23 protein-coding genes are annotated in these 19,255 nt (G+C 72.5%); 13 read left to right on the forward strand and 10 right to left on the reverse strand.

Annotated features, from left to right (window positions below):
• On the forward strand, nucleotides 1-432 hold a 432-nt coding region (locus tag V5O40_RS10255), incomplete at its 5' end, for a winged helix-turn-helix domain-containing protein (protein ID WP_332905226.1).
• A gap of 12 nt (nucleotides 433-444) precedes the next feature.
• Nucleotides 445-1,302 carry a hypothetical protein gene (locus tag V5O40_RS10260; protein WP_332905227.1) on the forward strand — a complete coding sequence of 286 codons (858 nt, stop codon included), beginning with the start codon at nucleotides 445-447 and terminating at the stop codon, nucleotides 1,300-1,302.
• Between the two features lie 21 nt (nucleotides 1,303-1,323).
• Here the strand turns inward: V5O40_RS10260 and V5O40_RS10265 are convergent, their stop codons facing one another.
• The 3 genes from V5O40_RS10265 to V5O40_RS10275 form a co-directional block, all read right to left on the reverse strand.
• Complete coding sequence (locus tag V5O40_RS10265; RefSeq protein WP_332905228.1) at nucleotides 1,324-3,375, reverse strand: amylo-alpha-1,6-glucosidase; 2,052 nt, start codon at nucleotides 3,373-3,375, stop codon at nucleotides 1,324-1,326.
• The gene (locus tag V5O40_RS10270) at nucleotides 3,372-3,752 is read right to left on the reverse strand and encodes a hypothetical protein (protein ID WP_332905229.1); all 381 of its coding nucleotides are present in this window, start codon (nucleotides 3,750-3,752) and stop codon (nucleotides 3,372-3,374) included. Before V5O40_RS10270 ends, V5O40_RS10265 begins: the two co-directional genes overlap by 4 nt.
• 94 nt (nucleotides 3,753-3,846) lie before the next feature.
• A complete protein-coding gene (locus tag V5O40_RS10275; RefSeq protein WP_269738435.1) occupies nucleotides 3,847-4,221 on the reverse strand; it encodes a DsrE family protein in 375 nt (124 codons plus the stop codon).
• A gap of 12 nt (nucleotides 4,222-4,233) precedes the next feature.
• On the opposite strand from V5O40_RS10275, the gene mtfM reads away from it, so the two are divergent.
• Both mtfM and V5O40_RS10285 read left to right on the forward strand, forming a co-directional pair.
• The gene (mtfM, locus tag V5O40_RS10280) at nucleotides 4,234-4,338 is read left to right on the forward strand and encodes a small membrane protein MtfM (protein ID WP_046570768.1); all 105 of its coding nucleotides are present in this window, start codon (nucleotides 4,234-4,236) and stop codon (nucleotides 4,336-4,338) included.
• Nucleotides 4,339-4,343: 5 nt separating this feature from the next.
• Nucleotides 4,344-4,946 carry an FABP family protein gene (locus V5O40_RS10285; protein WP_269738744.1) on the forward strand — a complete coding sequence of 201 codons (603 nt, stop codon included), beginning with the start codon at nucleotides 4,344-4,346 and terminating at the stop codon, nucleotides 4,944-4,946.
• Nucleotides 4,947-5,005: 59 nt separating this feature from the next.
• Here the strand turns inward: V5O40_RS10285 and V5O40_RS10290 are convergent, their stop codons facing one another.
• Complete coding sequence (locus V5O40_RS10290) at nucleotides 5,006-5,854, reverse strand: aminotransferase class IV (RefSeq protein ID WP_332905230.1); 849 nt, start codon at nucleotides 5,852-5,854, stop codon at nucleotides 5,006-5,008.
• Between the two features lie 68 nt (nucleotides 5,855-5,922).
• Between V5O40_RS10290 and V5O40_RS10295 the strand changes: the two genes are divergently transcribed.
• The 4 genes from V5O40_RS10295 (at nucleotide 5,923) to V5O40_RS10310 (ending at nucleotide 9,473) form a co-directional block, all read left to right on the forward strand.
• Nucleotides 5,923-6,351 carry a Fur family transcriptional regulator gene (locus tag V5O40_RS10295; RefSeq protein WP_269738433.1) on the forward strand — a complete coding sequence of 143 codons (429 nt, stop codon included), beginning with the start codon at nucleotides 5,923-5,925 and terminating at the stop codon, nucleotides 6,349-6,351.
• A complete protein-coding gene (gene ygfZ, locus V5O40_RS10300) occupies nucleotides 6,348-7,460 on the forward strand; it encodes a CAF17-like 4Fe-4S cluster assembly/insertion protein YgfZ (RefSeq protein ID WP_332905231.1) in 1,113 nt (370 codons plus the stop codon). Before V5O40_RS10295 ends, ygfZ begins: the two co-directional genes overlap by 4 nt.
• Before the next feature lie 132 nt (nucleotides 7,461-7,592).
• Nucleotides 7,593-8,420, forward strand: coding sequence for a BKACE family enzyme (locus tag V5O40_RS10305; RefSeq protein WP_332905232.1), 828 nt, complete (start codon nucleotides 7,593-7,595; stop codon nucleotides 8,418-8,420).
• 93 nt (nucleotides 8,421-8,513) lie between these two features.
• Complete coding sequence (locus V5O40_RS10310; protein WP_332905233.1) at nucleotides 8,514-9,473, forward strand: asparaginase; 960 nt, start codon at nucleotides 8,514-8,516, stop codon at nucleotides 9,471-9,473.
• A gap of 148 nt (nucleotides 9,474-9,621) precedes the next feature.
• Here V5O40_RS10310 and V5O40_RS10315 read toward each other — a convergent pair whose 3' ends face one another.
• Nucleotides 9,622-10,419: an alpha/beta fold hydrolase gene (locus V5O40_RS10315; protein WP_332905234.1), complete on the reverse strand. Its 798-nt coding sequence runs from the start codon at nucleotides 10,417-10,419 to the stop codon at nucleotides 9,622-9,624.
• 113 nt (nucleotides 10,420-10,532) lie between these two features.
• Here V5O40_RS10315 and V5O40_RS10320 point away from each other — a divergent pair, with 113 nt between their 5' ends.
• The 5 genes from V5O40_RS10320 to V5O40_RS10340 all read left to right on the forward strand — a co-directional run bounded on the left by V5O40_RS10320 (nucleotide 10,533) and on the right by V5O40_RS10340 (nucleotide 14,406).
• The gene (locus V5O40_RS10320; RefSeq protein WP_408631854.1) at nucleotides 10,533-11,180 is read left to right on the forward strand and encodes a helix-turn-helix domain-containing protein; all 648 of its coding nucleotides are present in this window, start codon (nucleotides 10,533-10,535) and stop codon (nucleotides 11,178-11,180) included.
• Between the two features lie 2 nt (nucleotides 11,181-11,182).
• Complete coding sequence (locus V5O40_RS10325; RefSeq protein ID WP_332905235.1) at nucleotides 11,183-11,980, forward strand: hypothetical protein; 798 nt, start codon at nucleotides 11,183-11,185, stop codon at nucleotides 11,978-11,980.
• Between the two features lie 70 nt (nucleotides 11,981-12,050).
• Nucleotides 12,051-12,365, forward strand: a complete 315-nt coding sequence (locus V5O40_RS10330) for a DUF2516 family protein (protein WP_164448510.1) — start codon at nucleotides 12,051-12,053, stop codon at nucleotides 12,363-12,365.
• Entirely contained in the window at nucleotides 12,362-13,249 is an 888-nt protein-coding gene (locus V5O40_RS10335; RefSeq protein ID WP_332905236.1) for an alpha/beta fold hydrolase, read from the forward strand. Before V5O40_RS10330 ends, V5O40_RS10335 begins: the two co-directional genes overlap by 4 nt.
• Nucleotides 13,250-13,491: 242 nt before the next feature.
• Nucleotides 13,492-14,406: an SDR family oxidoreductase gene (locus tag V5O40_RS10340; RefSeq protein ID WP_332905237.1), complete on the forward strand. Its 915-nt coding sequence runs from the start codon at nucleotides 13,492-13,494 to the stop codon at nucleotides 14,404-14,406.
• Nucleotides 14,407-14,452: 46 nt separating this feature from the next.
• Here V5O40_RS10340 and V5O40_RS10345 read toward each other — a convergent pair whose 3' ends face one another.
• The 5 genes from V5O40_RS10345 to V5O40_RS10365 are packed head-to-tail and all read right to left on the reverse strand — an operon-like array spanning nucleotide 14,453 to nucleotide 19,100.
• Nucleotides 14,453-15,463 carry a helix-turn-helix transcriptional regulator gene (locus V5O40_RS10345; RefSeq protein ID WP_332905238.1) on the reverse strand — a complete coding sequence of 337 codons (1,011 nt, stop codon included), beginning with the start codon at nucleotides 15,461-15,463 and terminating at the stop codon, nucleotides 14,453-14,455.
• Nucleotides 15,464-15,469: 6 nt separating this feature from the next.
• The gene (locus tag V5O40_RS10350) at nucleotides 15,470-16,120 is read right to left on the reverse strand and encodes a response regulator transcription factor (protein WP_332905239.1); all 651 of its coding nucleotides are present in this window, start codon (nucleotides 16,118-16,120) and stop codon (nucleotides 15,470-15,472) included.
• Nucleotides 16,117-17,442, reverse strand: a complete 1,326-nt coding sequence (locus tag V5O40_RS10355; protein ID WP_332905240.1) for a sensor histidine kinase — start codon at nucleotides 17,440-17,442, stop codon at nucleotides 16,117-16,119. The genes V5O40_RS10350 and V5O40_RS10355 overlap by 4 nt, the downstream gene beginning before the upstream one ends.
• 4 nt (nucleotides 17,443-17,446) lie before the next feature.
• The gene (locus V5O40_RS10360; protein ID WP_332905241.1) at nucleotides 17,447-18,181 is read right to left on the reverse strand and encodes an ABC transporter permease; all 735 of its coding nucleotides are present in this window, start codon (nucleotides 18,179-18,181) and stop codon (nucleotides 17,447-17,449) included.
• Nucleotides 18,182-18,191: 10 nt separating this feature from the next.
• Nucleotides 18,192-19,100: an ABC transporter ATP-binding protein gene (locus tag V5O40_RS10365; protein WP_332905305.1), complete on the reverse strand. Its 909-nt coding sequence runs from the start codon at nucleotides 19,098-19,100 to the stop codon at nucleotides 18,192-18,194.
• Between the last annotated feature and the right edge of the window lie 155 nt (nucleotides 19,101-19,255).

Consider the following 19,255-nt stretch of genomic DNA (forward strand, 5'->3'; position numbering starts at 1 on the left):
GACCGCGCCAAAGGGGGGGCGTTGTTCCCCGCCCCCCCTCGGGTGGGGGGGGGGTCGGCCGGCGAGCCGGCCGAGCGCCCCCCGGAACGTCCGGCGACCTGGGGAGACCTGGTGGTCGATCGGGCCGGGCACCTGGTCACCTGGCGCGGTGCACCGCTGGTGCTGACCCGCACCGAGCGGGAACTGCTGGCCCGGCTGGTGAGCCCGCCGATCACGTTGTGGAGCTACGAACGGCTGTTCGCCTCCGTCTGGGGCGGCGCCTACCTCGGCGACACCGCGATTCTGCACTCGGCGGTGAAGCGGCTGCGCCGCAAGCTGCGGACGCTGTCCGACGGCCCGCAGGTGCAGACGGTACGCGGCGTCGGCTACCGGTTGAGCATGCCGCCGGAGGCCGGCGACGGGCGTCCCAACGGGAGGTCGCACCAGACGTGACACGATGACCGGGTGAGCAGCGCCGTCCATGCCGAGTACCCTTCGCCGACCGGCCCCCGGCCCCCGGCCACCGGCTCCCGGTTGCCGCGTTGGCTGATCGCGGCGACCGCGCTGTGGGCGGTGCTGTTGGCCGGCCTCACCTGGAGGTCCGTGGCCGAGGATCCGCCGACCGTCCGTGAACAGCGCACCCTGTCGCAGGCCGGGCCGGTGGTCGACGGCGCGATAGGTGAACTGGTCGCGGCGGCCGGCGGCGGTGTGCCGGCGCTGAGCCCACCCGAGGTGGACCGGGGCTGCCGGATCAGCCCGTTCGCGGACGGTGCGTCGTTGACCCGGGCGGTCGATCTGGCCGCACCGGTGGGCGAGGAGCGGGCCCTGCTGGAGCAGATCGCCGAGCGGCTGCCCGAGCGGTGGCGGGCCGGTGTCCGGCTCACCCCGGAAGGTCCGCGCCTACGCGGCGACGCGGGCGAGTTCGTCACCGTGACCGGACGGCCGGCGACCGACGGCCGGATCCGGTTCACTGTCGACACCGGGTGCCGGCCGGTGGGCGACGACTACAGCGCCGGCTCCGCCGCGGCCGGCCCGGAGGCCGACGCACTGGCCGAGGCGGTGCGGGCGCTGAACGGCCGGCCCGGCGGCCCCGATTCGGTGACGAGCGCCCCCTGTCCCGGTGGCGCGACGGCCCGTACCGTCCGCGCCGTCGTCGACCCGGTGGCCGCGACGCCGCAGGCCGCGCTCGCGCCGCTGGCCGGCGGCACACCGGTGGTGGAAACCCCCGAGGTGTACGCCTACCGGCGCGCCGGTGTCGCGGTGCTCGCCGATCTCCAGCCGGACCGGGTCGTGGTCTCCGCGACGACGGGTTGCGCCGGCTGAGCCGCGAAACGTCGTTGCCGGTCAGTCAGGTCGGGCCGGCCCCTGGTCGCGACTGCGACCCAGCGCGTCGACCCGGCCCCACCTGCCGGGGATGTCCAGCAGTTCCACCCGGCCCATCCCGGCCGGCACGTACGGGTCGATGATCAGGTGCTCGCCCTGTGGTTCGAGGCCGAGCATCACCCGCAGCAGCAGCAGCGGCGTGCCCGCCGACCAGGCCTGCGGGCTGCACGCGGTCGGGTACTCCACCGGGTAGTCGGTCAGGTCACGTTCGTAGCCGGCGAAGGCCTCCGGCAGCCGGCCGAAGAAGTAACGGGACGCCGCGAACATCGACTCGCAGATCCGTCCCGCCTCCTCCCGGAGACCGTACTTCCACAGACCCCAGGCGATGATCGAGTTGTCGAACGGCCAGACGGTGCCGACGTGGTAGCCGATCGGGTTGTATCGGCCCTGGTCGTCGGCGAGGGTACGGACGCCCCAACCGGAGAAGAGCCGGGGACCGAGCAGGTGTTCGGCGACCCGTCGGGCCCGGGACTCGTCGACGATGCCGCTCCAGAGCAGGTGCCCGATGTTGGAGGTGAGCGCGTCGACCTGGCTGCCGTCGGAGTCCAGGGCCAGTGCGTAGTACTCCTTGTCCGGCAGCCAGAAGTCCCGGTTGAAGCGTTCCTTCAGATCGGCGGCCTCACGTTCCAGCCGGTCGGCGTAGACCGGGTCGTTCCAGCACAGTCGGGCCAGCCGGGCACCGCGCAGCTTGGCGTCGTAGGCGTAGCCCTGCAACTCACAGGTCGCCCGGGGAAAACTCGGCAGCCGACCGTCGGAGTAGCAGATCGCGTCCCAGGAGTCCTTCCAGCACTGGTTCTCCAGCCCGACCTGAGGGCTGCGGGTCTGGTACCAGACGTACCCGGTGCCGAGCAGGTCGCCGTAGGTGTCAATCCAGGTCAGCGCGGCCCGCACCGAGAACTCCAGCCGTTTGACCAACTCCACGTCGCCGGTCCACCGCTCGTACTCGTCGAGCAGGATCACGAACAGGGCGGTCGAGTCGGCCGAACCGTAGTACGGCGAGTGCGGCTGCTCCTCGAAGCCGGCGGACTCGCCGTAGCGCAACTCGTGCAGGATCTTGCCCGGCTCCTCGTCGCGGAAGTCGTCCACCCGTTGGCCCTGCAGCCCGGCCAGCATGGTCAACGTCGGCGGGATCAGCTCCGGCACGAACGGCAGCACCTGGAGCGAGGTGAAGATGCTGTCCCGGCCGAACAGTGTCATGAACCACGGCAGACCGGCGGCCATCAGCCGGACGCCGAGCGCGATCGACTCGTACCGCAGCGCGGCCAGGTCGGTCAGGCTGCGCCGGTACGCCCCGGCCATCGGCGCGCAGTCGCAACCCAGCTTGGGTGCCCGGGCGACGAACTCGGCGTGTTCCGCCTCGATCGCCGCCGTCGTCCGGCTGCCCGCGAAGGGCAGCAGGGAGCGGACGTCCTGGCCGCGGGCGCCGTAGATGACGACGTTCACCGTCAACCGGGTGGTCCACTCGCCGTGCGGCCCGATCCGGATCGGGAAGGTCATCCCCCGGCGGTCGACCTGGGCGGCAGCGCTGCTTTCGATCATCGTCTCGCGGTGGAACGCGTCCCGCCGGTAGGTCAGCCGTAGCGAGTTCTCCCCGGGTGCGGTGGTGTTGTGCCCCTTCTTGCGTTGGGTGTCCTTGATCTCGAAGATGTCCGCGAAGTCGGCGGCCATCTCCATCCGGACGGTGAAGTTCATCTCCTGCCCGGAGTGGTTGAGCACGGTCAGTTCCTCGGACAGGTCACCGCTGATCGCCCGACTCCTGATCACCGAGACCTTCGCGTCCAGGAAGTGGGTCGGCTCGCCGGGCACCAGGAAGTAGCGGGTCCGGTGGGACTCGGCGTCGTCGATGGAGAGCGCGTGCAGCCGTTCACCGTCGATCAGCAGCAGCCAGGTGGACAGGAACCGGGTGTCGAAGGAGAACAGCCCGGTGGGAAAGTCCAACGAGGGCTCGACGTCCCCCCGGCGGTCGCTGACCAGGAACGTGTTGCCGTCGAGGATGCTGACCAGTTCCTTCACCGGGTCCACCTGGCGTGCTCGCGGGCGACCTCGCGCGGATCGCGGGTGCCGGGTGCGGTCGGGAAGAACAGGCGGAAGGCGAGAAACAGCACCACGTCGCCGCGAAAGGTGCTCTCGTTACGAAGCACCGCGGAGATCGCCTGCGCACGTCCGGTGACCAGCCGATCGAAGAGATCAGCCCCGCAGTACCAGGTCGCGTCGCCCGGCTCCGCCCCCTGGTCGACCTCCGCCGCGCCGAGCCGCATCCGCACCAGCCAGTGCTCGGTGCGTTGTCCCTCGGACAGGTCGATCCGCAGCGTTCCCGCGACCGGAGTGCGGAGGACTTCCGGGGCGCGGGCCGGCAGGGTCGCGAAGAACTGCTGGGTGGCCTCGGTCACATCCGAATCGTAGGCATTCGCCCGCCTTGCCGGGCGGGTTCCGTCGCCTTCCCAGGCAGCACCCGGTGAGTCCTCCCGAACACTGACCGGCGAGTCAGTAGACGAGCGCCTGCGCGCCCTCGGCCATCGTCTCCTCGACGAAGACGGCCGCCCCGGCGATCCGTACCCCGGGGATCACGTCCCCGGAGTCGATGTCGCGCCGTGCGGCGCACTGGGTGCAGGCCGTCACCGTGCCGGTGGCGAGGATCACATGCAGCAGCTCGGCCAGCGGGGCCGAGTGCGGCAGTTCGAAGCTCTGCGCCCGGCCGGGCAGCGCGAACCAGGTCGACTCCCCGGTCAGCCAGAGGGAGACGGACACCCCGGCGGCGGCTGCGGTGGCCGCCACGGTGAACGCCTGGGCGCACCGTTCCGGTGCGTCGGCACCGGCGGTGGCCTTGACGACGAGAGTGCGGGCCATGCCAGCCAGCATAGGATGACCCGGATGGTCACCGAGATCGGGTTCGTCAGCCTGCTGGTCGCCGGCCTGGGCGCGCTCGCCGGTGGCCTGGTCTACCTGGCGGTACGGATATCGAGAGGCAAGTGGTGAGTGCGGTGGGTGCGAGCAGTGACGACAATCCGTTGGCGCCGCCGCCCTGGCTGAACGCGCCACCGGTGGAGGCGTACCCCTTCGAGGAGAGTCACGATCTGCGGGTCGGCCCGAAGCTGCATCCCGCGCTCGACGGCCTGCTGCCGTACATCGGGGTGTGGCGGGGTCGGGGTCGGGGCGGCTTCCCCACCATCGAGGACTTCGACTTCGCCCAGGAGATCCGGATCAGCCACGACGGGCGGCCGTTCCTGCACTACGAGTCGCGGGCGTGGATCCTCGACGAGCAGAGCCGGCCGGTGCGGCCGGCCGGGCGGGAGGTCGGCTGGTGGCGTCCGGTGCTGGACGGTGACCGGGCCACCGACGAGTTGGAGGCCCTGTTGACCACCCCGACCGGCGTGATGGAACTGCATCTCGGCCGGCGCAAGGGCACCCAGGTGGAGTTCGTCACCGACGCGGTGGTGCGCACCTCCACCGCCAAGGAGGTCACCGCCGGTCACCGCCTCTTCGGCATCGTCGAGGGGGCCCTGCTCTACGCGCAGGACATGGCCGCTGTCGGTCAGCCGCTGTCTCCGCATCTGTCCGCCCGCCTCATCCGGGTGGCCGGCTGACCCGCTCCGTGGCGGGCCTGCCCGGCCGCCCTAGGGGAGGCGGCAGGTGAGGCCGTGGCCTACGGCAGCGGGAAGCCGAGCAGTTCCTGCAACGGGCGGGTCAGCGGGCTGAGCGGCAGTGGTTCGGCGTCGAGGGCGCGCACCGCGACCAGGCCGCGTACCGACGAGGTGAGCCATACCCCGTCGGACCCACGCAGGTCCGTCGGGGTGACCATGCGTTCGGCGGCCCCGCAGCCGACGTCGGCGCTGTGGGCGAGCAACCAGGCGGCGGTGGTGCCGGGCAGGATGCCGGTGCGTCGGGCGGGAACGGTGCACAGCGTCTCCCCGGCCAGCCAGACGAGGTTGGCGGTCGGGCCTTCCAGGGCGTACCCGTCGGAGGAGATCCAGAGCACGTCGTCCACGCCGGCCCGGGCGGCCCAGCGCCGGGCGGCGCTGCTCGCCCCGTACGACGTGGACTTGATGCCCGCCGGCAGCCAGTCCAGTTCCGGACGGGCCTCGGCGGGCACGCCCAGCGAGAGGGTGGCCACCCGCACGCCGTCGTGTCGGGCCTGCCGGGCCGTGGCGGGCACCTCCGAGAGGGTGGCGTACACCGTGGGTGGGCCGCCGCTCTCCGGCCCCCGGGTGCAGACCAGCCGCAGCGCGCCCTCCATCTCAGCGGGCCAACCGGCGGCCACCTGGTCCAGCAGCTCGACCAGGGCGTCGTCCGCCGGCAGGGTCAGTTCCACGGCCGCCGCGCCGGCCCGCAGCCGGGCCAGGTGCTCCTGGCGCAGCCAGGGCCGCCCGTCGCGGAGGTGCATGGTCTCGAACAGTCCGTCGCCGCGCAGCACGCCGAGATCGTCGCCGCGCAGCATCGGCTCGCCGGCCGGCAGCCGCCCGCGACCCAGCACGCCGATCCGCGAGGTCACCACGGGGGCCGAGCATAGTGCGGCGCCGGTCGCGTCGGGAGGTGCGCGCCGGCCCGAACTATGATCGGGGGGTGTCCGAATCCTCCCTCGCGGAACTGCTCCGCGCCCGTGGGCTGCGGCTGACGGCGCAGCGACAGCTGATCCTCCAGGCGGTGCTGGACCTGGGGCACGCCACCCCTGAGCAGGTGCACACCGCCGTACGCGAGGTCGCCGCCGGGGTCAACATCACCACCATCTACCGCACGCTGGAGCTGCTGGAGCGGCTCGGCCTGGTCACCCACACCCACCTCTCGCACGGGTCGCCGACCTACCACGCCGCCGGTGAGGACCAGCACGTGCACCTGGTCTGCCGCGAGTGCGGCGCGATCGACGAGATGGATCCGGAACTGATGCGCCCGCTCTCCGACCAGCTGGCCGGGGAGCGGGGCTTCCGGGTGGACATCGGGCACGTCTCCTTCTTCGGCCTCTGCGCGCGGTGCGGAAACGGGGAGCAGTCATGATCGACATCGCGGGCGCGGTGGCCGTGGAGAGCATCGACGAGGCCAGCCGGGACCAGCCGGAGCCGGTGCACGCCGCGGCCGGGGTGCGGGGCGTGGCGGCGCACTACGGCGACCCGATGCGTGAGCAGCGCCAACTGGACACCGAGGTCGGCCTGGTGGACCGGTCGCACCGGGGAGTCGTCGCGGTGCCGGGTGCGGAGCGCATCTCCTGGCTGCACACCCTCACCACCCAGCACCTCGCCGAGCTGGGGCCGTGGCAGGGCACCGAGCTGCTCGTACTCTCACCGCACGGCCATGTCGAGCAGCACGCCATGGTGGCCGAGGACGGCGACACCACCTGGCTCGACACCGAGCCGGGGGCGACCGGCGGGCTGCTGACGTACCTGGAGAAGATGCGTTTCTTCAGCCAGGTGGACCCCCGTGACGCCACCGCCGAGCACGCACTGCTGTCGCTGGTCGGGCCGAAGGCCGTCGAGGCGCTGGCGTTGCTCGACGTGCCGCCGCTCGCCGAGCCGGACGTGGTGGCGCTGCCCGGCCCGAAGTTCCGGTCGGGCGAACTGCCGCCCCGCCCGACCGCCCGCTACCACGTCGGGCCGCTGCCGCAGGGCGGCTGGGCCCGACGCGGCCCGCTCGGCGTGGACCTGCTGGTTCCCCGGCCCGCGATGGACCAGGTGGTCGCGCGACTGCGCGACAACGGGGTGCCCCCGGTCGGGCTGTGGGCGTACGAGGCGGTGCGGGTGGCCGCCCGGCGGGCCCGGGTCGGCGTCGACACCGACCACCGGACGATCCCCGCCGAGGTGGACCTGATCGCCCCGGCCGTGCACCTGGACAAGGGCTGCTACCGGGGGCAGGAGACGGTCGCCCGGGTGCACAACATGGGCCGCCCGCCGCGCCGACTGGTGCTGCTGCACCTCGACGGGGTGGCCTCCGACCAGCTGCCGGTCGCCGGTACCCCGGTGACCCTGGACGGCCGTCCGGTCGGCTTCGTCGGCACCGCGGTGCTTCATCACGAGTTGGGCCAGGTCGCGCTTGCGGTGGTCAAGCGCTCGGTGCCCGACGACGCCGCGCTCCGCGTCGGCGACAGCGCCGCCGCCATCGATCCCTCGTAGGGCGTTTCCGGAACCGGCCGACCAGTCGGCGAGGATCCGGAGCCCTGCGCCCGGTCCCCTGATCCGGCGGTCGCCCGGTGTGGCTACCCCGCCGACCCCGCGGCTGACCGGGGGCGCTCTAGGATCGCCGGCATGACGACAGGGACGTTGATCACGGTTGCCCCCACCGGTGCGGAGTCGGCGAAGACGGAGGTTCCGGCGCTGCCGGTGACCCTCGACGAGCTGCTGCTCACCGCCAAGGAGTGCGAGGCGCTGGGTGCCGCCGTGATCCACGTGCACATCCGCGACGACGAGGCCCGGCCGACCCTGGACCCGGGCCGGCTCGGCGCGACCGTCGCGGCGCTGCGGGAGAGCACCGATCTCATCGTGCAGTTGTCCACCGGAGGCGCGGTCACCGATCCCGAGGCCGACCGGCTCGCGGTGCTGGACGCCGCGCCGGACATGGCCTCCTGCACCATGGGCACGGTCAACTTCGGTGACCAGGTCTTCCTCAACCGGTGGGAGTTCGTCGTCGAGCTGCACACCCGGATGCAGGAGCGGGGCATCGTGCCGGAGTACGAGATCTTCGATCTCGGTCACCTCAGCGCCCTGCAGCGCCTGTTGGGCAAGTACGGCCTGCCGCACGGCGGCCACGTCCACGTCGACTTCGTGATGGGGGTGCCGGGCGGCATGCCGGGCACCACCGCGACGCTCGTGGCGGCCCAGCAGATGCTCCGGGACCTGCCGGAGGGCACCACGTTCTCGGCGACCGGCATCGGCCGTACCAGTCTTCCGGTGCTGCTCGCCGCGCTCTCGGCCGGTGGCCACCTGCGGGTCGGGATGGAGGACACGGTCACGTACGCGAAGGGCCGTCCGGTGGAGTCGAACATGCAACTGGTCGCGCGGGCGGTCGGCTTCGCCCAACTCGCGCAGCGTCCGCCGCTGAACACCGCCGAGGCCCGGGAGCTGCTCGGCCTGTAAGGCGCGGGTTGCCCGGCGTTCTTTACCCCCGGAGGTGGAGTACCAGCTCACCCCGGGGTGAACGCGGTCGGACACCTCGGTACCGTCCACGTCGTGGGAAAGACGTACGAGGGCGGCGTGCCGCTCGCCGAGGTGGTCCGGTCCGGTTTCGTGGAGGGCGTGCACCGTGGCTCGGTGGTGGTGCTCGACGGCACCGGCGCGCCGCTGGCCGCCGCGGGTGACGTCACCTCGCCGATCTTCCCGCGCTCGTCGAACAAGCCGATGCAGGCGGTCGGCATGCTCCGCGCCGGGCTGTCGCTCGCCGACCCCGCCGACCTGGCCGTCGTCGCGGCCAGCCACGCGGGCGAGGAGTTCCACCTGGCCCGGGTCGCCGGGCTGCTCGCGGGTGCCGGGCTCGACGCGGACGCGCTGCACTGCCCGCCGGAGTTGCCGGTGGGTGATCTCGCGCGAACGGCCGTGCTGCGCGCCGGGGGCGGCCCGAGCCGGCTCCAGATGAACTGCTCCGGCAAGCACGCCGGGATGCTGTTGACCTGCCGGTCCGCCGGTTGGCCGATGGAGGGCTACTGGCGTGCCGACCACCCGCTGCAGCGCCGGCTGCGCGACACGGTGGAGGAGTTCACCGGCGAGGAGGCGGTGGCCGTCGGCGTCGACGGCTGTGGCGCTCCGGTGCTGTCCGCGTCGTTGACCGGACTGGCCACGGCGTACCTGCGGATGGTCACCGCCGAGGGCGACAGCGGAGCGGGTCTGGTGGCCCACGCGATGCGGGCCCACCCGGAGGTGGTCGGCGGTACGCAGGCGGACGACACCCGGCTGATGCGTGGCGTACCCGGACTGCTGGCGAAGATCGGCGCGGAGGGTGTCATCGCCGCGGCGCTGCCCGACGTCGGTGCCGTGGCGCTGAAGATCGACGACGGTGCCGCCCGGGCCCGGATGCCGGTCCTGGTCTCGGCCCTGCGCCGACTCGGCGTGGACGCTCCCGTGCTTGCGGAGTTCGCCGAGGTGCCGATCTTCGGCGGCGCCCTCCCCGTCGGCGCCACCCGCCCCCTCTGGTAACCACCCCACCGCTACCACCCCCGGACCACCTCGTCGATCTTGCACTTTTCGTCGCCGCAAAACAGCCTGAACCCGGCGTTTCGGCGACCGAAAGTGCAAGATCGACGAGATGGGTGGGGGTGGGGGTGGGGAGGGGGAGGGGTGGTTTTTAGGGGAGGAAGGTTAGGAGTTGGTGGTTGATTTCGGTGGGGTGTTCCAGGGGTAGTAGGTGGGCGGCGTTGGGTAGGTCGGGGATGCGCACCGCCTGTGGTGCCTCGGCCGCGATGCGGTCGGCCAGGTGCCGGATGTCGGGTACGTCCGCCGCGCCGGCCGCGACCAGTACGGGCATGGTCAGCTCGGCGAGTCGCCCGATGGCCGGTGGGTCGAGTTCGGCCACGTCCACGGCGCTGAGTGCCAGCTCGGCGGCGAGCGCCCGTTCGTCCACCGTGGTGGCGAAGGCGATCAGCTCAGGGTCGACATCCGCGGGTTCGCGGTCCGGGCCGACCACCCAGAACCGCACCTCACCCGCGGCCGTCGCGGCGAAGTCCTCCGGGTCGACGTCGCCGACCAGGTTCTCCCACAACTCGTTCGTCTGCTCCGACCATTCGTGACCGGACACCGCGGTGCCGAGCAGGGCGAGCGCGCTCACCCGGTGCGGGTGGGCGAGCGCGGTGTCGATCGCCACCGCCCCGCCGAAGGAGCAGCCGACCAGCGCCGCGGCGGCCAGTCCGAGGGCGTCGAGCAGCCCGACCACGTCCTCGTGATGGGCGAAGGCGGTCGGCGGCAGTTCGGACTCGCCGTACCCGCGCAGGTCGAGGCTGATGACCCGGTGTCGGGCCGCGAGCGGGCCGACCTGGTCCCGCCACATCCGGCGGTCGGCGATGCCGGCGTGCAGCAGGACGACCGGCGATCCGGTGCCGGCCTCGTCGTACGCCAGCCGGGCCCCGTTTACTTCGATCTTGGTCACACCGCAGGACGGTACGACCGGGTGTGGCGGCTGCGCAAGCGGGTGATGAGACGTTGCTAACTCCGGCTAGCACTTTGCTTGCAGCTGCTAGCGGGGCGGGCTAGCGTTGAGTCATGGCCACTCCCAAGGACCTTCCCGACGTCGGCGGGTTCATTCGTGACCTGCGGCGGAACGCGAAGATTTCGCTTCGGCAACTGGCCGAGCAGGCGGGGGTCAGCAACCCCTACCTCAGCCAGATCGAACGCGGCCTGCGCCGGCCCAGCGCCGAGGTGCTCCAGCAGCTCGCCAGCGCGTTGCGGGTCTCCACTCCGGCGATGTACCTGCGGGCCGGTCTGCTCGACGACAAGGAGGGCCAGGGTGTGCTGGCCGCCATCGCCGTCGACCCAGACCTGACGATGGCTCAGAAACAGTCCCTTACCCAGATATACGAGACATTCCGCCGGGAGAACTCGCGGCTGGCCGAGGCGACCGCGACGATGACCGGCGAGGGCGACGCCCCCACGACGGGCGACCGGACCGGCAGCTCCGTCGGGAGCGGCGAGGCCGGCGTCTCCGAGACGGCTGACGTCACCGCCCCCGACGTGGCGAATCTGGCCGCGACCGGGCCCACCACCGCGGCGGGCACCCCGACGGAGGCGGTGCTGGAATCGGTCGCCGTGACCGAGGCCGGTTCCGCGCCCGCTCCGAACAGCACCCCAGCCAGGAAGGCCGCCCGCAAGGTGGTCCGCAAGACCGCGACCGCGGTCCAGGAGGAGAAGTAGTCATGACCCAGCCGAAGACCAACCGCATCCCTGCCCCGATCTACGCTGCGGCCGGCGCCGGTGAACTGGCCCTGCGGCAGCTGCGCAGACTGCCCACCGTGGTCGGTGAGCTGCGTGACCGGGCCGTCGCCGACGGTGGCCGGGTCGTCAGCGAACTCGGCGGCAAGGCCGTCGTCACCGGCTTCGAGCTGCGTCAGAAGGCCAACGAGACGCTGCGCAACGCCAACCGGACGGCCGAGTCACTGCGGCAGAAGGCCGCACCGGCCGCCGACCTGAACCGGCTGCGTGAGCACGCCGACCTGGCCAAGCTCCGCGAGGCGGCGGATCTGAACAAGCTGCGCGAGACGGCGGATCTGAACAAGCTGCGTGGGGCGGCCGATCTGGACCGGCTGCGCGAGCTGGCCACCCGTAACGCGGCGGTCGTCGTCGCCGGCGCCCAGGCCGCTCAGGAGCGGGCGCTGGCCGCGTACGGGGCGCTGGTGGCGCGGGGTGAGCGGGTCGTCGGCACCGGGGTGCTGGAGGTCGCCGAAACGGTGAACACCGACATCGAGGCGACCGAGGCCAGCGTTGCCGCCGCGCCTGCCGCTCCCGCCCAGGAGACCGCGCCTGCCGCTGTCGAGCAGGCCGACGCCGCACCGGCCGAGGTGCCGAGCCCGGCCGAGGTGGCCGAGATCGTGGAGGCCAAGCCGGCAGCCGCGAAGAAGACCACCCGGGCGAAGTCGACCACCCGGCAGACCGCCGCCAAGCGGACCGACAGCCCGTCGGCGAAGCTTCCCCGGAGCACCAAGCGGAGCCAGTGAGTCGGCAGCCGGCGCCCCCGGGACCGTCCTGTCGCCACGGACCCGGGGTCGCCGGCATAAGCTTGCCGTCATGGCCAACGCCGCGCCGATCTTCGTCTTCGACGTCCGCTACGTGATCGAGCTGATCCTGTTCGTCTTCGCGCTTGTCGTGCAGGGGGTGGCTCTCGTGCACGCCGTGACGCAACGTTCCGATGCGTTCCCGGCCATCGGGACCCTGCCGAAGGGTGGCTGGATCGCGATCCTGGCGGTCACTCTCCTGCTCACCCTGCTCACCCGCTCCACCCTCAGCATCTTCGGGCTGATCGGGGTGGCGGCGGCGCTGATCTACCTGCTCGACGTCCGGGTCGGGCTACGCGACCTGGGCGACAACAGAGGGTCCTGGTGAGAGCTTTCCGCTGGCCACCACCACCGGACGGTGGGCCGCGCACCTGGGGGCCCGGACCGGGCGCCCCGCGCAGCGGCCGGCCGCCGTTGCCGGATCCGGAGACCGAACTGGTCGCCACCCCGCACGGCGTACGACTGGAGCGGCTGGTCACCGGCGTCGGTGACCCGGTCACCGTCTTCGCGCACGGGCTGGCCAACGGCATCGCCACCACCCGACCCTTCGGCAGCGGTGTCACCGGCCGCCGGGTCTTCTTCCAGTTCCGTGGCCATGGCCGTTCCGACGCGCCCGACGGGCCGTGGAGCTATCTGGACCTGTCCCGCGACCTGCGGGCGATCGCCGACCTCAGCGGCGCCACCCGCGCCTTCGGGGCCAGCCTGGGGGCCGGTGCGCTGTGCCGGCTGCTCGCCGAGAGCCCGGAACGGTTCGAGCGGCTGGTCTTCTTCCTGCCCGCCGCGCTCGACCGGCCCCGCGGGCCGCTCGCCCGTGCGCGGCTGAGCGAGCTGTTGGCGGCGGTGGAGAGCGGGGACGCCTCGGCGGCGGCGGAGGTTGTCGCCACCGAGCTGCCACCGGCCGTACGCAACACTCCGGCCGGCTGGGCCTACCTGCGGCAACGGTTGGACCATCTGCTGCGCGACGGCCTCGCCGCCGGGCTTGTCGAGCTGCCGGAGCAGGCGCCGCTGCCCGACGCCGGCGTGCTCGCCCGGGTCTCCGCGCCGGCACTTGTCATCGCCGCCGAGGGCGACGAGCTGCACCCGGTGGAGGTGGCCGAACAACTCGCCGCCGTGCTGCCCCGGGCCACCCTGCACCGCTACGACCGTCCCGGGGTGCTCTGGACGGAACGCGCCGACCTGCGCCGCCGCATCGGCGACTTCCTCAACGGCTGACCGCCGCCGGTCGCCCGGCGTGGGCGCCGCGAGATGCGGCATGTCGCGGCGTTCGGCGTGCGGAAGGGCGCGACACGCGAGATGCGGCATGTCGCGCCATCCCGGCGTGCGGAAGGCGCGACATGCGGCATGCCGTGACGTCCGGCGCGCGGGAAGGTCCGCCATACCGCGTCTCGTGGGTCACAGTCGTCGGTGCGAATACCTGCCACCAGGTGGCAGGTATTGCTGGCAGCGTGAGACGCATGACGAAACCTCTCATCGGAACGGTCGCGCTTGTCGCCGGTGCCACCCGGGGCGCCGGCCGGCAGATCGCCGTGCAACTCGGCGCCGCGGGGGCCACCGTGTACGCGACCGGCCGCAGCAGCCGCGCGGGCCGCTCCGAACTGGACCGTCCGGAAACCATCGAGGAGACCGCCGAACTGGTCACCGCGGCCGGCGGCACCGGCATCCCGATGCGGGTCGACCACCTGGTGCCTGACGAGGTGCGGAACCTGGTCGCCCGGATCGACGCCGAACAGGGCCGGCTCGACGTGCTGGTCAACGACGTGTGGGGGGCCGATCCGCTGATCACCTGGGAGAAGCCGGTGTGGGAGCAGCCGCTGGACGCCGGCTTCCGGACCCTGCGGCTGGCCGTCGACACGCACGTGATCACCAGTCACTTCGCGTTGCCGCTGCTGATCCGCCGTCCCGGCGGACTGGTGGTCGAGATCGGTGACGGCACGAAGGCGTACAACGACGAGAACTACCGGCTCTCGGTCTTCTACGACCTGGCCAAGACCTCGGTCAACCGGCTCGCCTTCGACTGGGCCCACGAACTCAGGCCGTACGGAGCCACGGCGGTCGCGCTCACCCCGGGCTGGATCCGCTCCGAGGCGATGCTCGAGCACTTCGGCGTCACCGAGGCCAACTGGCGCGACGGCGCGGCCAAGGACCCGCACTTCCTCATCTCGGAGACCCCGGCGTTCGTCGGCCGAGCCGTCGCCGCGCTCGCCGCCGACCCGGACCGGGCGCGCTGGAGCGGCCGCTCCGTCTCCGCCGGGGAACTGGCCCGGGTGTACGGCTTCACCGACGTCGACGGCTCCCAGCCGGACGCCTTCCGCTACATCAGCGAGGTGGTCGACGCCGGCAGACCCGCCGACGTCACGGGCTATCGCTGATCCTCCCGCCCCGGCGTCCGCCCGTCCGAGCGGCCCCGGTCGGCATTCACCCGGCCGGCGCCGCCCGGTCGGGAGACCGCTCGTCGCCGGTGTGGTACAGCGCGGCGGCTCGCCTCGCCGCCTCGGCCAGCCGCGACCGTAGCTCCGGCGGCTCGATCACCTCCACCTCCGGCCCGAGCGCCAGGAGTTGGGTGTAGGCCACGTCGACGGACTCGACGGGCAGGCGGGTCCGTACCCAACCCTGCCCGTCGGGTTCGTCCGCGGCGGCGACCGCGGCCTCGTACCCGAACGGGATCTCGGCGAGCTGACGGAGCCGGCGCAGGCCGGCGGGGCTCAGCCGGATCGTCACCTCGGCCCGCAGCATGCCGCGCAGGAACTCCTCAGCCCGCGCCCGCCAGTGGCCGGCCAGGTCGAACCCGGGCTCCCGGTCGAAGCTCTCCTCGTGCGGCTCGACCGCGGTGACCCGGTCCACCCGGTACGTGCGCACATCGTCGCCGACCCGACCGACGAGATACCAGGTACCGCTCTTGAGGACCAGGCCGTAGGGGCAGACCCGGCGGGTGACCTCGTGCTCCCCGCGCCGGTAGCGCAGGGTCACCACCCGGTCCCGCCAGACCGCGCCGGCCAGCTCGGCCAACCACCGTGGCGGTGCGGTCTCGCGGTACCAGCCCGGCACGTCCAGATGGAACCGCTGGCCGGTGCGTGCGGGGGCGTCGCGCAGGTTCGGCGGTAGCGCCGCGAGGATCTTCAGTTCCGCCGCCGCCACCGCGTCGGCCAACCCCATGTCACCGGCCGGGCCGGGCAGTCCGGCCAGGAAGAGCGCCTCGGCCTCGTCCCGGGTCATGCCGGTCAGCCGGGTCCGGTAGCCGCCGAGCAGCCGGTAGCCGCCGGCCCGCCCCCGGTCGGCGTAGATCGGCACGCCGGCGGCGGAGAGCGCCAGCACGTCCCGGTAGACCGTCCGCTCGGACACCTCCAGTTCGCGGGCCAGCTCGGCCGCCGTCATCACCTCACGGGCCTGCAGCAACAGCAGCAGGGAGAGCAACCGGGACGCCCGCACCGACACTCACCGTCCGCCGGGGGTCAACAACCCCCGGTCGTACGCGACCGCGACCGCGGCGGCCCGGTCGTTGACCCCGAGCTTGGCGTAGACGTGCAGCAGGTGGGTCTTCACCGTGGCCTCGCTGATGAACAGGCGCGCGGCGGCGTCGCGGTTCGACGAGCCCCGGGCCACCAGGGTGAGCACCTCCAACTCGCGTTGGCTCAGCGGTTCCCCGGCCGGCTGGCGTGGCGTGCGCAGGCGACCCATCAGCCGGCCGGCCACGCTCGGCGAGAGCACCGCCTCCCCCCGGGCGGCGGCGCGTACCGCCCGGACCAGCTCGTCGCGGGGCGCGTCCTTGAGCAGGTAGCCGGTGGCGCCCGCCTCGATCGCCGGCAGCACGTCCGCGTCGGTGTCATAGGTGGTCAGTACCAGCACCTTCGCCGGGCTGTCCGTCGCGACGAGGCGGCCGATCGCGGTCACCCCGTCCATCCCCGGCATCCGCAGGTCCATCAGCACCACGTCGGGGCGGCTGCGGGCGGCCATCGTCAGGGCCTCGGCGCCGTCCGCCGCCTCGCCGACCACCTCGAACCCGGGGTCACCGGCGAACATGCCGCGCAGCCCGTCGCGCACCACCGGGTGGTCGTCGACGATGAGCAGGCGTACCGGTCCGGTCATGCGGCCGCTCCCGGCAGGGCCGGTACCGAGGCCGAGACGGCGGTGCCGCCACCCGGCTCGGACTCGACCGCAAGTTGGCCACCGACCCGGGTCACCCGCTGCCGCATCGCGGTCAGGCCGTAGCTTCCGTCCTGGTCCGGCGTCGCCGGCCGGTCGGCCACGTCGAATCCCGATCCGTCGTCGCGGACGTCCAGGGTCACGACGTCCGACATGTACGACAGGGTCAGCCCGACCCGGGAGGCGGCGGCGTGCCGGGCCACGTTGCTCAACGCCTCCTGCGCCGCCCGCAGCAATGTCACCTCGATCTCCGGGTGCAACGGCCTGGGTGTCCCTGTCGTGTTGACGTCGGCCGCCACCCCGTGCAGGGCCGACCAGCGCTCACCCAGCTCGGAGAGCGCGTCGGGAAGGCGGGCCGTCTCCAGCGGCTCGGGGCGCAACGCCCGGACCGACCGGCGGGCTTCGGTGAGGCTCTCCCGGGCCAGTGCCAGGGCGTTGTCGATGTGCCGACGCCGGTCCGCCGAGCGGTCACGGCTCTGCTCGGCCGCCTCCAGTTGGGTGATGATGCCGGTCAGTCCCTGCGCCAGGGTGTCGTGGATCTCCTGTGCCATCCGGTGCCGCTCGTCAAGCACGCCCGCCTCGCGGGCCTGCGTGATGAGCTGGGCGTGCAGCCCTTCGTTCTCCCGTACCGTCTCGGCGAGTTGCCGGTTGGCCGCGGCGAGGTCCGCCACCAGCCGCTTGCGCCTGGCGTCCTCCCGTTCACCGAGGAGGTTGAACCAGCTGACCGCACCGGCCAGGAGCAGGTTGACAAGCACCAGCACCAGCCACAGCGGCCAGTTCGACCACGAGGACGGCAGGCCACCACCCTGCGCGGTGGCGACCAGCACGGCGGTCGCGGCCATCCCGACGAAGCGCCATCGTCCGTTGAGCACGAGGAAGGCGTGCAGGAAGCCGACCCAGGCGAAGAAGCCGTACCACGGGCTCGCGGCCACCAGCGCGGTGGCGAAGATGAGCAGCCCGACGTAGTAGAGCGTCATCGGCCGCCGTCGTCCCGGCCACTGCGGAGACAGGATGACGAACCAGGTGACCCAGCAGGCGGTCAGCCCGGCGACGACCAGGGTGGGCAGCATCGGCAGCCCGCGCGGTGCCGGTGCGAAGGCGGCCAGCAGCGAACCGACGAGCAGCCCGCCGTAGGGCAGAAGGCGGTGCAGCCGCGCCTCGCGTGCCCGCCAGCTGGCCAGTCGGTCCTCGTGGGCGGGCAGGGCGTCGTCGCGGCTGGCCGTCGGGTCCCCGCCGCCGCAGCTCGTCCCGTCCCCACTCACCATGCGCTCACTCCCAGCGGAACAGCTTCGCCGCTGCGGCGCCGGCCGCCACGGCGATGACCGCCATTATCCCCAGGTGCAGCGGGTGCGGTGCGGTGCCGGTCCAGGCGTCGAGCAGCGCCTGGACCCCGGGTGGCGTGTAGGCGCCGACGTCCGCGAGGAAGCCGGGCAGCAGGAACCGGGGCAGGTACACCCCGCCGAAGAACATGATCAGCATGAATACCGGTACCGCCAGGGCCTGGGCCGACCTGGCGGTGGGCGCGACCGCCGCCACCAGCAGTCCCACCGCGAGCAGTGCGCCCGTACCCAGGACGAGCGCCGCCGCGAACCCGAGCGGATGCCGCGGCAGCGGGATGCCGAACGCGACCCGGGCGACCACTGCGAGGAGCACCGCGCTGGTCAGGATGCCCACCAGGGCCAGCACGAGCTGAGCGGCCAGCAGCGCCAGCGGACTCGCCGGTGTGGTGGCCAGTCGGCGGAGAATGCCGCGCTCCCGGTAGGTGGCCAGCACTGAGGGCAACGCGTTCACCGCGACCATCGCCAGCGTGACCACGAGCAGCGACGGAGTGAAGTACGCGATGAAGGACTTGTCGTCGAGGTCCGGACTGGGTTCGCGCAGCGTGGGTATCAGCCCGAGCACCACCAGGATCAGGGTGGGTAGGGCGACGGTCAGCACCAGCGTCGGGATGTCCCGCAGGTGCAGCTTCGCCTCAGTCTTGAGGATCTGGCCGAAGGCGTGCATCGAGTTCCCCTCAGTCGGCGAGCCGGCGCCCGGTCAGCTCGACGAAAGCGTCGTCGAGCGTGGCCTGCTCCAGCCGTAGGTCGGCGGCGATGATCTGGTGGCGCGCGAGCACCGAGGTGACCGCGTGCAGCATGTCGGCGGTACCCGTCACCACCACCTGGCTGCCGGTCCGGGTCACCGCGGAGACCTGCGGCAGGTCGGTCAGCAGCCGGTCGTCGAGTGGCGCGGACGGCCGGAACCGGATCCGGTGCTCGGGTACCGCTGCCGAGACCAGCCCGGCCGGGGTGTCCAGGGCCACCACCCGCCCCTTGTCGATCACGGCGAGGCGGTCGCAGAGTCGCTCGGCCTCCTCCATGAAATGGGTGACCAGCAGGATGGTCACGCCGCGGTCCCGGACCCGCTCGATCAGGTCCCAGGTGTCCCGGCGGGCCTGCGGATCCAGCCCGGTGGTCAACTCGTCCAGGATCGCGATCCGCGGGTTGCCGACGAGCGCCAGCGCGATGGAGAGGCGCTGCTTCTGACCGCCGGAGAGCTTGTCGTACGGGGTGTTCCGTTTGCTGTCGAGGCCCAGCTCGTCGATGAGCCGCGCCGGGTCTGCGGGGTCGCGGTAGAACGAGGCGTAGAGCGCCAACGCCTCAGCGACCCGGAGCCGGTCGGGCAGTTGGCTCTCCTGAAGCTGCACCCCTACCTGCTGGCGCAGCCGGGTCGCGTCCCGGCGGGGGTCGAGCCCGAGGACCGACACCCCGCCCCCGTCTGGGACGCGCAACCCGGCGACGCACTCCACAGTGGTGGTCTTGCCGGCGCCGTTCGGCCCGAGAACGCCGAAGATCTCGCCGGCCTCGACGTCGAAGGACACGCCCGCCACCGCCACCGTCTCCCCGTACCGTTTGTGCAGGTTCTTCACCTCGATGACCGGCATGGTCACCGCCTCTCGCCGTCGGGTTCCCGGGTACGACTCAAGGGTCGCGAGAGCACACCGGCGACGAATCGACCGGCTGGAGGTGATCTTGATCGGCTCCGGTTGATTCCGGCGGTCCGTCAACCGGTGGATGCGCCGACGAGTGACTACGCTCC

This window comes from Micromonospora palythoicola, from assembly GCF_036689795.1.
GTDB lineage: Bacteria > Actinomycetota > Actinomycetes > Mycobacteriales > Micromonosporaceae > Micromonospora > Micromonospora palythoicola.

What these genes read in the sequence shown, in the direction of transcription:
- V5O40_RS10275 (WP_269738435.1), bottom strand. Translation starts at nt 4,221, where the DNA reads ATGCTGGCTGGCATGGCCCGCACTCTCGTCGTCAAGGCCACCGCCGGT.
- mtfM (WP_046570768.1), top strand. Translation starts at nt 4,234, where the DNA reads ATGGTCACCGAGATCGGGTTCGTCAGCCTGCTGGTCGCCGGCCTGGGC.
- ygfZ (WP_332905231.1), top strand. Translation starts at nt 6,348, where the DNA reads ATGATCGACATCGCGGGCGCGGTGGCCGTGGAGAGCATCGACGAGGCC.
- V5O40_RS10305 (WP_332905232.1), top strand. Translation starts at nt 7,593, where the DNA reads ATGACGACAGGGACGTTGATCACGGTTGCCCCCACCGGTGCGGAGTCG.
- V5O40_RS10320 (WP_408631854.1), top strand. Translation starts at nt 10,533, where the DNA reads ATGGCCACTCCCAAGGACCTTCCCGACGTCGGCGGGTTCATTCGTGAC.
- V5O40_RS10325 (WP_332905235.1), top strand. Translation starts at nt 11,183, where the DNA reads ATGACCCAGCCGAAGACCAACCGCATCCCTGCCCCGATCTACGCTGCG.
- V5O40_RS10330 (WP_164448510.1), top strand. Translation starts at nt 12,051, where the DNA reads ATGGCCAACGCCGCGCCGATCTTCGTCTTCGACGTCCGCTACGTGATC.
- V5O40_RS10340 (WP_332905237.1), top strand. Translation starts at nt 13,492, where the DNA reads ATGACGAAACCTCTCATCGGAACGGTCGCGCTTGTCGCCGGTGCCACC.
- V5O40_RS10350 (WP_332905239.1), bottom strand. Translation starts at nt 16,120, where the DNA reads ATGACCGGACCGGTACGCCTGCTCATCGTCGACGACCACCCGGTGGTG.
- V5O40_RS10355 (WP_332905240.1), bottom strand. Translation starts at nt 17,442, where the DNA reads ATGGTGAGTGGGGACGGGACGAGCTGCGGCGGCGGGGACCCGACGGCC.
- V5O40_RS10360 (WP_332905241.1), bottom strand. Translation starts at nt 18,181, where the DNA reads ATGCACGCCTTCGGCCAGATCCTCAAGACTGAGGCGAAGCTGCACCTG.
- V5O40_RS10365 (WP_332905305.1), bottom strand. Translation starts at nt 19,100, where the DNA reads ATGCCGGTCATCGAGGTGAAGAACCTGCACAAACGGTACGGGGAGACG.